The sequence below is a fragment of the Oleiphilus sp. HI0080 genome (assembly GCF_001635135.1).
This window is the reverse complement of sequence record NZ_LWFU01001012.1, coordinates 1-1,271: the sequence shown is the minus strand read 5'-3', so window position 1 is coordinate 1,271 and position 1,271 is coordinate 1. Positions and strand designations below refer to the sequence as shown.

Sequence of the window (1,271 nt, the reverse complement as noted above, 5' to 3'; positions counted from 1 at the left end):
AGCTGCAGAGCTAGCTGAATAGAAGGACTAGGGAATTATTTATGATTAGTGACGTAATACAAGAGGCATTGCAGTCAAAAAACCTTGGTCCTGATGATTTTTCTGAGTTAGTCATTAGACTTTTAGATCACAGTGTTATCACTCGAGATCACAGCCAGGTTGAAACGCGCCTTTATGATCGTTTTGTGCAATGTGAAGAACTAGTTGAAGATTATCTCGCTCCGTTAAAGGTTCGAATCCAGCACGATCGAAAGTTCTGTTTTGTAAGAGTGTTTCCTCCTGGAGCGATCATTCCCGGGATTCCAGATCCGGATAATGATGCCTTCAACAGTGGCTTTAGAGTTAAACCTTCTCAGCAGGATATTGCCGTCATATTGGTTTTGCGTGTGGAATACGAGAAGTCGATACGAGAGGGCCAAATCGATGAAAAAGGATGTGTTTTGATTTCAATGGAGAGCATGGCGATCTCGCATAAGAATTTATTAAAACGCGCTTTGCCCGAAAGCCAAGGCGAGCGGTTATTAATTTTGAAAAGACTGCGTCAGCTTCGTCTTATTGATTTTAATTTGGACGAAGATATCGGCAACAGCGATAGCTGGATTAGCGTTCAGCCATCAATCACATCTTTTGTCAGTGACGATGTTTTTAGTGCATTGTATCCAATTGAACAAGACGCTTTAAATCGGGAGCCACAAGATGTTTTGTAAACGCATTATCTATGTGAATTGGGGCAATATTCCGAATGAGGAGTTTGAACTCGGTCCGATTAACTTGTTTTCTGGTGGAAATGGCTCGGGGAAAACTACAGCAGCAGATGGTTTGCAGTCACTCATGACCGCTGCGCACGATAGTCTTTATCATTTTAACCCAGGGCAGGAAGAGACTACACAAAGAGGCCGAGGAGGTAAGCTAGTACGAACGCTCGCTTCCTATGTGATGGGCTGTGATGACGGTAAGTACGCTAGACTCAGAATGACTGATGGTTACATCGCGGGAGTTTTTCATCCCACTCGCGGTGAGTCAGCAGAGCCGTTTACAGCAGTCATGTGTGTAAGAGCGCGCCTGGATGAAAGTGTGAATCCTAAGCAGGCGCGCCAGGAAGAGATCAAGTTTCTAATTCTTCCCGACCAGCAACTGCACATTTCCGACTTTATCCGTAATGAGGCAGGTGGCAAATCTATCATTACGATGGATGAAATTGCTCAGCACCTTTTAATTCAATATGGCAAGAGATCTGTTGAAGAATACGACAAGAAAGGCCCGTATCTTCG

The 1,271-nt window shown here is 44.1% G+C and carries 2 protein-coding genes; both read left to right on the top strand.

The genetic code is table 11. From position 1 onward, the window contains the following. Positions 1-41 precede the first annotated feature (41 nt). Positions 42-707 (top strand): DUF4194 domain-containing protein, encoded by a 666-nt coding sequence (locus tag A3751_RS19195; RefSeq protein WP_068457279.1) that lies wholly within the window; start codon positions 42-44, stop codon positions 705-707. Then, the coding region (locus A3751_RS19190; protein ID WP_304439060.1) for an ATP-binding protein at positions 697-1,271 on the top strand (575 nt) is incomplete at its 3' end. The genes A3751_RS19195 and A3751_RS19190, both read left to right, overlap by 11 nt.